This window comes from Dawidia cretensis (assembly GCF_018598175.1).
In the GTDB taxonomy this organism is placed as follows: Bacteria; Bacteroidota; Bacteroidia; order Cytophagales; family Cyclobacteriaceae; genus Ohtaekwangia; species Ohtaekwangia cretensis.
Window position 1 is genome coordinate 1 of sequence record NZ_JAHESE010000198.1, and the last position, 268, is coordinate 268.

Annotated in this window: 1 protein-coding gene; it reads left to right on the top strand. The window is 60.8% G+C overall.

Annotated features, from left to right (window positions below):
- Positions 1-268 (top strand): hypothetical protein (locus KK062_RS30345; RefSeq protein WP_254088126.1); only part of this gene is annotated, 268 nt, incomplete at both ends.

Genomic DNA, 268 nt, shown 5'->3' on the forward strand with positions numbered 1-268 from the left:
TACGTGGACCGTGGTCTTACTTCCGGCACGGCCTACTGTTATCGCATCCTGACGCGCGGGGGCTATGGCAACCCGCAGCGTATACCCGAACCGCTGGAGAACTACTCGCAGCGCATTTGTGTACAGCCGGGCGATACGTTGGCGCCGTGTAAACCGGTGCTCACGGTATCGCGACTGGATTGTGATCGGTGGTCCGTTGCTACGCTTTGCACGGCCCAGGTGGGTACATATGCCAACACCTTGCAGTGGGAGCCGGGCCAACTCGGGA